The following is an 8,127-nucleotide window of genomic DNA, read 5'->3' on the forward strand; positions in this document are numbered from 1 at the left end:
CATCAAATAATCATAGGGTAAAAGGAGAGTATTATGTCTAAATTTGAGAAAAGCTTCACGACTTCTGCCTCATTCATGCTTCATGGTGGGGACTACAACCCGGATCAGTGGCTCGACAGGCCGGATATTTTGCAAGATGATATCAAACTGATGAGGATCGCGCATACGAATGCTTTTTCGTTGGGTATTTTTGCATGGAGTACTCTGGAGCCTGAAGAGGACGTCTTTAACTTCGAGTGGCTTGATGGAATCATAGATAATATATACCAGAATGGCGGCAGAGTTATATTGGCGACTCCGAGCGGGGCGCGGCCGGCTTGGCTGTCCCAAAAGTATCCCGAGGTTTTGCGTGTTAATGAGCGCAGACAGAAGCAGTTGCATGGAGGCAGGCATAATCATTGTTTCAGTTCGATCGTATACCGAGAAAAGACCCAGCAGATCAACCGCCTGCTGGCCGAGAGATATCGGAATCATCCGGCAATCATCATGTGGCATATTTCCAACGAGTATGGCGGTGAGTGTCACTGCGACTCGTGCCAGGAGGCTTTTCGCGACTGGCTGAAAGAAAGATATAACGATAGTCTTGACGAGCTTAACCATTCCTGGTGGACGGCGTTTTGGAGCCATACATACACGGATTGGTCGCAAATTGAGTCCCCTTCGCCAATTGGGGAAAATGCCGTTCATGGATTGAATTTGGATTGGCGCAGGTTTGTGACAGATCAGACGATTTCATTCTATGAAAATGAAATTGTCCCCTTGCGCGAATTGACGCCGGATCTTCCGATTACAACGAATTTCATGGCAGACACGCATGATTTGATTCCTTTTCAAGGATTGGATTACAGCAAGTTTGCCAACCATTTAGATGTCATCAGTTGGGATGCTTATCCAGCTTGGCACAACGATTGGGAAAGCACAGCGGATTTGGCTGTTAAGGTTGCTTTTATCGATGATCTGTACCGCAGTCTGAAGCAGCAGCCCTTCCTGCTGCTGGAATCTACACCGAGCGGGGTAAATTGGCATCAAACGAATAAAGCGAAGAGGCCAGGCATGCATCTCCTATCCGCGATGCAAATGATCGCTCATGGTTCCGACAGTGTCATGTACTTCCAATGGCGTAAATCACGAGGCTCTTCTGAGAAGTTGCATGGAGCTGTAGTAGACCATGATAACAGTCCGAACAATCGGGTGTTGAAAGAAGTGGCGGCAGTCGGAAAAATACTGGAGAGCTTATCCGAGATTGTCGGTACGCATCGTCCGGCTGATGTTGGCCTGCTTTATGACTGGGAGAGCAACTGGGCGATCAATGATGCTCAAGGGTTCGGCATGGATACAAAAAGATACCCGCAAACCTTGCAGGAGCATTATCGTAGGTTTTGGGAGCGTGATATCCCAGTTGATGTGATAACGAAAGAGAATGATTTCTCCGATTATAAATTGCTGATTGTCCCGATGCTTTACTTGATGAGCGAGGAAACCATCTCCAGGTTAAAAGCGTTTGTGGCGGGTGGCGGAAGACTGGTGTCAACGTATATTACCGGCATTGTGAATGAACAGGATTTGACCTATTTAGGCGGATGGCCAGAGGAACTGCAGGAGATTTTTGGCATGAAGCCTATAGAAACAGATACATTGTACCCGCGTGATCTCAATCATGTGGAATATGGGAATAAGATGTATCCGCTGAAGGAGTATGCGACGGTGATCGAGCTTGTTACGGCTAAAGAGGAAGCCGTGTATCAGGACGATTTTTACGCAGGTACTGCAGCTGTTACATCAAACCTGTACGGTGACGGGAAAACCTACTATATAGGTGCCCGCCTGAATAAGCAATTCCACGACGATTTCTATGATTCTATCATTGAAGAACTTTCGCTGCATCCGATCTTTCCGGTTGAGCACGGGAAGGGTGTGTCTGTACAAGCAAGACAGGATGAGCAGAATGACTATGTGTTTGTCATGAATTTTACGGAAGAAGAACAGCTCGTCACCTTCCTTGAGCCTGCGCATGATCTGATAACAGGCGAAAAGTTGACAGGGAAAATCACTTTGAAAAAATATGAAGTAAAAATAGTACAAAAAACGAGATAAAGGTTTTTTATATGAAAAAAACCGGCTCTCCATTGAGAGCCGGTTTGCTGTATCAGCCTGTATTCACGAGTCCCGCAGCCACGCCATTGATGGTCAACAGCACTTCGGTGACGAGATCGTCTGAAGGGTGGTCTGTTTCGCGCAATTTATCGATCAGGTGGACCTGCAGGTAGTTCAGCGGGTCTACATACGGATTGCGGCGGTGGACCGATTCTTGGATATTTGGCGTGTGGGCAAGCAGTTCATCGTTACCGGTGATCTTCAGCAGCGCCTCACGCGTACGGTTGTATTCTTCAGAGATATTGCCAAAGATCCGGTCGGCAATTGCCTTGTCCTCAACCAGCTGCAAATATTCTTTCGCCGTTTTCATATCGGCCTTCATCAGAGCCATTTGCAAATTGTTGATGGTTGAATGGAAGAACGGCCATTTTTTATACATTTCTTGAAGGATGGCAAGCTTCTCTTCTCCTTGCTCGATAAAGAAAGAAAGACCTGTGCCGGCTGCATACCAGGCAGGAAGCATATGCCTCGATTGCGTCCAAGCGAATACCCATGGGATCGCACGCAAGTCTTCGAATCGTTGGCTGTTTTTTCTGCTCATCGGCCGTGAACCAATGTTCAAGGCACCAAGCTCTTTCAAAGGAGTGGCCTGGTTGAAATAGGTAAGGAAATCAGGGTCTCCAAAAACGAGTGATGAGTATTTCTCCAATGATTTCGCAGAAATGCTTTCCATCGCTGTTTCCCATTCCGGTTTGCGGAATTCGATCTGTTCCGGAGCGCTTGATACGCGTGCGCATGCTTCGAAAAGGGCGGATGCCGCCTGTTCGAGATTCCGGTAGGCAATATCCTCGAGCAAGTATCTTGATGACAGCACTTCGCCTTGCTCGGTAATTTTGACGCCATCGCCCAATGTTTCAACCGGCTGGGAAAGAATACTCGTGTTGAGCGAGCCGCCCCCGCGCCCGAGTGAACCGCCGCGGCCATGGAAAAACTTCAAGCGGATATCGTATTCACGCGCCATATTGTGAATTTCTTGCTGGGCTTTGAACAGCTTCCAGTTTGCGGTCAATGTGCCGCCGTCCTTGCTGCCGTCCGAGTAGCCGAGCATGATTTCCTGATGGTCGCCCCGAGCTTCCAGTTGCTTGCGGTACACATCCATTTCGAATAGGTTCCGCATGATTTTCGGGCCGGCGACAAGGTCGTCAATTGTTTCCAAAAGCGGTGCCACATGAATGTCGCTCTCGATCTTTCCGTCGGCATAGCGGCGGTAAATGCCTGCTTCTTTGGCTAATAGCAGCACTTCCAGCAGGTCGCTCGATGATTGCGTCATGCTGATCAGATACACTTCGATTGAACGCTTGCCGAATTCCTTGTGAGCCCGTTTGATCATTTTGAACACATTCAGCACTTTTTGCGTCTCTTTGGAGTACACTTCGTCAAAAAGAAGCAAAGGTCTCGGATCGTTCAACACCTTGTTTAATACGTCGACTTTTTCCTTCTCAGAGAGCTCGGAATAGTTTTCCGTAATGTTGACAGCGCGGAGAAGTTCATTGATTGCCGCCTCGTGTTCACCGCTATGGTTCCGAATGTCCAAAGTGGCAAGGTGGAATCCGAATAATTGAACTTGACGGATCAGCTTGCGGATAGCTTTCATTTTTCTTTGGACAGGCTGATGCTTTTCGGCACATGTTCGCACTTGCACCAAGTCAGCCAAAAGCTCCTCTGAATTCTGGTAGCCGGCCTCTGATTTGCCGACATCGCGCAGGCGTTTCAGAATAATGGCAAACTTCCTTCGATATATTTCTGAAGAAATCGGCCATCTTTCATCATCTTTTAAGTATGCCGCTTCTTCTTGATCAACGGCCTCGATCAGCTGCTGGTCAATGTCGATTCGCTCTGTTGACTGGCTGAATCGCCTCATTAATTCAACAATGGCTTCATCATATTTCCTCAGTACAAGTTCCCGCTGCATCTCCAATGTTGTCCAAGTAATCTCTGGGGTTACATTCGGGTTTCCATCTCGGTCTCCGCCAATCCAGGAGCCGAAACGAAGGAAGTTCGGAACGTCCCACTGGTTATCCGGAAGCTGTTTCTGCAGCTGCAGTTCAAGTTCCTGGTGGATCGCCGGCAGCGTATCGAACAGCGTCTGGTCGAAATAATAGAGGCCGTTTCTCACTTCATCGAGTACGCGCGGCTTGCGGTGGCGAAGCTCGTCTGTCTGCCAAAGAGCAGTTACTTCATTGAACAGGCTTTCCTCAAGTAGTGTTCTTTCGTTTGGAATTGTCATCGGATTGTCTAGCTTTTGCAAAATTGAAGAAATTCTTTTTTGAATTTCAAGCACGGTCCGTTTCGTTGCTTCTGTAGGGTGAGCAGTAATGATCAGTTCAATGGACAGTTCATTCAGCACTTTCTGTATCTCATCACTGGAAAGCTCATAGTCTTTAACTTTAGAAACAGCATCTTCCAATGAAAAAGGCTGGCTGCCGCTGCTTTCAAGCAAATATTGCCGTCTCCGGCGAATGCGGTGGTTCTGTTCAGCAATATTGATCAGGTAAAAATAAATGGAAAATGCCCGGATCACTTGCGGTCGCACGGGTGGTTCAAGCCTGCTGATTTCTTCTTTTAGCCGGCCATATGTTTCTTCGTTGAACTCTTTTCGTATGCTCTTCGTCATTTCCCGGATTGATTCAACTTTGTCCAGCAGCTCTTCGCCGCCGTGGTGAACTAATATTTCTCCGAGTATATTCCCCAGAGTTTTCACGTCGCTGCGCAATAACGCATTATTATCCATGGTCTCGGTCATCCCTATTTCCTCCTTCTTCCCTCACTCTGCTACATTCGGAATAAATCAAGGACAGTTTATCTCCCGGAGATAAAAACTGTCCTTTTCCGATAGAATCTGTACGACCTGAAAGTACAAGAATTTTATCATAAGTGATAGAGAGAGGCAATTGATATGGGTTGGCGCTATGCGCATGGAGGGGAGTGCGAAGCCAGAAAATAAAAAGCAGACTGCCTTTTTTTGGTTGTTTTCGTGGAAGCTTTCATAGTTTAATAGGGGTAAGCGAAGAAAAAGGAGTGGGACTAGATGGAGATGGTCTATAAACAGATTTTGGTTGCAGTTGATGGCTCGAAGGAAGGCGATTGGGCATTCCGTAAGGCGGTCGAGATTGCAAAGCGGAACGATGGTGCGGTTAACATTGTCCATGTTGTCGATACGGCCCGTTACCGCGGGATTGAACGATATGATTTGCACTTTGGCCAGCGGGCTAAAAAGCATGGAAAAGAATTGCTGGAAGGGTATGTAAAGAAGGCGAAAGAAGAAGGTATCGGACAGGTGGAGGCATTGTTGGAAGTCGGGTCTCCAAAGGTAGCGATCACAAAGCATGCGGAAAAGAAGGTCCACGCTGATTTGATCGTTTGCGGAGCTACCGGTATAAATGCAGTGGAACGGATTTTGCTCGGCAGTGTATCAGAACACGTCGCACGCCAGGCGAAATGCGATGTCCTCATCGTCCGCAGTGAAAAGGACTGAACCTGTACTGTCCAGACATACAATGAACTATAAAGAAAGTGACGCATTTTAACGCATCACAAGGGTAGGTCCTATGGTGATGAAGAACGATGCAAGGGCCAGCATTGGGAGGTGGACAGGTTGGTGAAGACAGGTTATTTGGTTGGTTTAGGTTTTGTGTTGGCAGGGGTATTTTATTTCTTTGCATCGAATTGGCAGGGCTTTGGGCGGTTGGAAAAGGTTGGTCTCAGTGTCGGTCTGCTTGTGCTGTTTTACGGGCTTCATTTTCTGTTGAAAAGGTTCGGCAAGAGGCGCGGGCATTTTCTGAGCGACTGGCTTCTGTTCGCTTCAAGCCTTGCGTTCGGCTTGTCAGCTGCGTTGCTCGGCCAGATTTACAATTCTCATGCCGACAGTTATACGTTGTTTCTTGTCTGGTTGATTCCAGTCTTGCTGCTGGCGTTTCTGACGAAGTATCCGCCTTTTTATCTTCTCGGTTTTATCTTGTTTCATTTAACGGTGTTCTTTTATATGTCACCGTCCGCGTATTTTGCGGTAAGAACGGAACATGAATGGTTTTGGTGTCTGTTCGGTCTCGTCGTGCTGAACGGTCTTCTGTTCCTTCTGTGCAGCAGGAATCGTGTCCGTTCGGAAATGCTTCGTTATGCAGCATTCATCATGATGCAGGGCCTTCTCATCTTTCTAGCGCTTGTGAGTGAGGTTCCCGTTTACAAATGGCTCAGCAATGGCCTTTATGTGCTAGGGGCGGCCGGCGGGTTTTTCTATTTCGCAAAGGGCCGGACGAAGGGTTCTTTCCTCGTCCTGCATGCGGCGTTTGCAACGATTTACTCACTGTCACGAGGATTGATATGGATAGCACCATATCTCGGAGATTGGGCACTCGTCTTCTTTCTAATATTGGCAGCAGTGCTGATCGGGTTGAGCTTTTTCCTTGCAAAGGTTTTTGGCAGAGAGGGAGGGGGAAAACTGCTTGCCTCTGTTGTGACGGGGTTGATTACAACGGTGGCAACGCTGTTTGCGACATCAGCGATCACCGGCTTATTTTTTCTGGTCTTTACAGAGATGGCTTGGCGCGGCCTGTTTGTCTTTGCCATTGTGTTCCTGATTGTGCCCGGCCTCCTGATGAAGTGGCCCGTGCAAATCACGTCGCCGATTCTTTTGACAGGGGTGCTCATCGCCTACGGAACAAGCTTTACAGAGAACAGTCTGCTGTTTAACCTTGTGCTTTTCGTAATCATTGGCTTTGCATTGTTCCGGGTGAAAAGCCGCAGTGTCAGAGGGTTTTTGTACGTGATGGAGAATCTTGTGCTGCTCACCGTTCTCTTCCGTTATTTCGACCTGACTCAGGGCGTCGTGCTCATTCTGACAGCGGCCAACTTTGTTTATTACTTGTTGCGTAAACAGGATCGGGTCACGCGCTATATGGCACTGGAAATCGGGGGTCTGAACTTTTTGCTGTTGACGGTACTGAATCTCGAGCTGCCGCTGCAGATTCTGTATAATCTGCTGTTTTTACTGGCAGCCGGATCGGTCCTGTTCCTTGTGAAAAAGGAGCGCCAGCCTTGGGAGTGGACGTCGGCTCTCATCTTCCTGCTCCTCTATTTCGTTTATAAGTACTATGAATTTTTGTGGGATCTTGTTCATAAGTCGGTTCTCTTCCTGTTAATTGGTCTTGCTTTGCTGGCATTGACCAGTTATGTGGAAAAGAGGAAAGGGATTGTGCTTCCGGAGGCGCGCATTTCCTATAAGCTACCGTTGCTGCTTGCTGTCATTTTGCTGCAATTGGGTATGACTGGCTACCAGGCGGCATCGAGTGAGGCGCTTCTCCGTGACGGTGCCAATGTAAGACTGGAGGTGCGGCCGGTCGATCCGCGTTCTTTGCTTCAGGGGGATTATATTCGGCTTCGGTTCAACATTTCAGATGTTTCTGCGCCGAGTACCCGGATGCAGTGGAATCAAAAAGTAAAGCTCGTTTTGAGAGAAAACAGCAGCAAGATATACGAGTACGCAGGTTATATCCAGAACCGCGGAAAATGGAATCGGCCATATGAACCACAGCCGGGTGACGTTATCATCAACGGCCGGATGAACGGCCCGGATGAAGTAATCTATGGAATTGAAACGTATTTTGTCCCAGCAGGTGAAGGGCTGGAAATGGAAGGCCGGGTCAAGTATGCAAATGTCCGGGTCGGCAAGTCGGGGAATGCAATGTTGGAGAGTGTAGAATAAAAAAAGAAGAAATCCAGCCTTTTCAGGCTGGATTTCTTCAGAGTGTAGACAAAAGGGTTGGAAATCGATTTGATTTCCAACCCTTTTGTCATTTAGAAGTGATATTTATTAAAGATGAGCTGTCGTTTACGATTGTACCCGATCCGATTACGCCATAACTGGCGTTTTCCATGTCCAGTTGGCCAGCTTCTTAAGGTTTAAAGCAGCAAAAGTCAGCATCGCCTGCATGGACAATTTTTTTAGCCCCCTAAGGGTTGTCCACCGCATGCCAT

5 protein-coding genes are annotated in these 8,127 nt (G+C 47.8%); 3 read left to right on the plus strand and 2 right to left on the minus strand.

The window, feature by feature from the left end; all coding sequences use genetic code 11:
- The first annotated feature begins 33 nt into the window (after positions 1 to 33).
- The gene (gene ganA, locus AC0TWI_RS18950; RefSeq protein ID WP_488127904.1) at positions 34 to 2,094 is read left to right on the plus strand and encodes a beta-galactosidase GanA; all 2,061 of its coding nucleotides are present in this window, start codon (positions 34 to 36) and stop codon (positions 2,092 to 2,094) included.
- Positions 2,095 to 2,146: 52 nt separating this feature from the next.
- Here the strand turns inward: ganA and ppc are convergent, their stop codons facing one another.
- A complete protein-coding gene (ppc, locus tag AC0TWI_RS18955; protein ID WP_488127905.1) occupies positions 2,147 to 4,897 on the minus strand; it encodes a phosphoenolpyruvate carboxylase in 2,751 nt (916 codons plus the stop codon).
- A 285-nt stretch (positions 4,898 to 5,182) separates the two neighbouring features.
- On the opposite strand from ppc, the gene AC0TWI_RS18960 reads away from it, so the two are divergent.
- Together AC0TWI_RS18960 and AC0TWI_RS18965 are read left to right on the plus strand one after the other, a co-directional pair.
- Complete coding sequence (locus AC0TWI_RS18960; protein WP_488127906.1) at positions 5,183 to 5,629, plus strand: universal stress protein; 447 nt, start codon at positions 5,183 to 5,185, stop codon at positions 5,627 to 5,629.
- 123 nt (positions 5,630 to 5,752) lie between these two features.
- On the plus strand, positions 5,753 to 7,855 hold the full coding sequence (locus AC0TWI_RS18965; protein ID WP_488127907.1) for a GDYXXLXY domain-containing protein: 2,103 nt from the start codon (positions 5,753 to 5,755) through the stop codon (positions 7,853 to 7,855).
- A 147-nt stretch (positions 7,856 to 8,002) separates the two neighbouring features.
- Here the strand turns inward: AC0TWI_RS18965 and AC0TWI_RS18970 are convergent.
- Positions 8,003 to 8,127: transposase (locus AC0TWI_RS18970; protein WP_488127908.1), on the minus strand; the 125-nt coding region annotated here is incomplete at its 5' end.

The organism is Lederbergia sp. B243.17 (genome assembly GCF_057657925.1).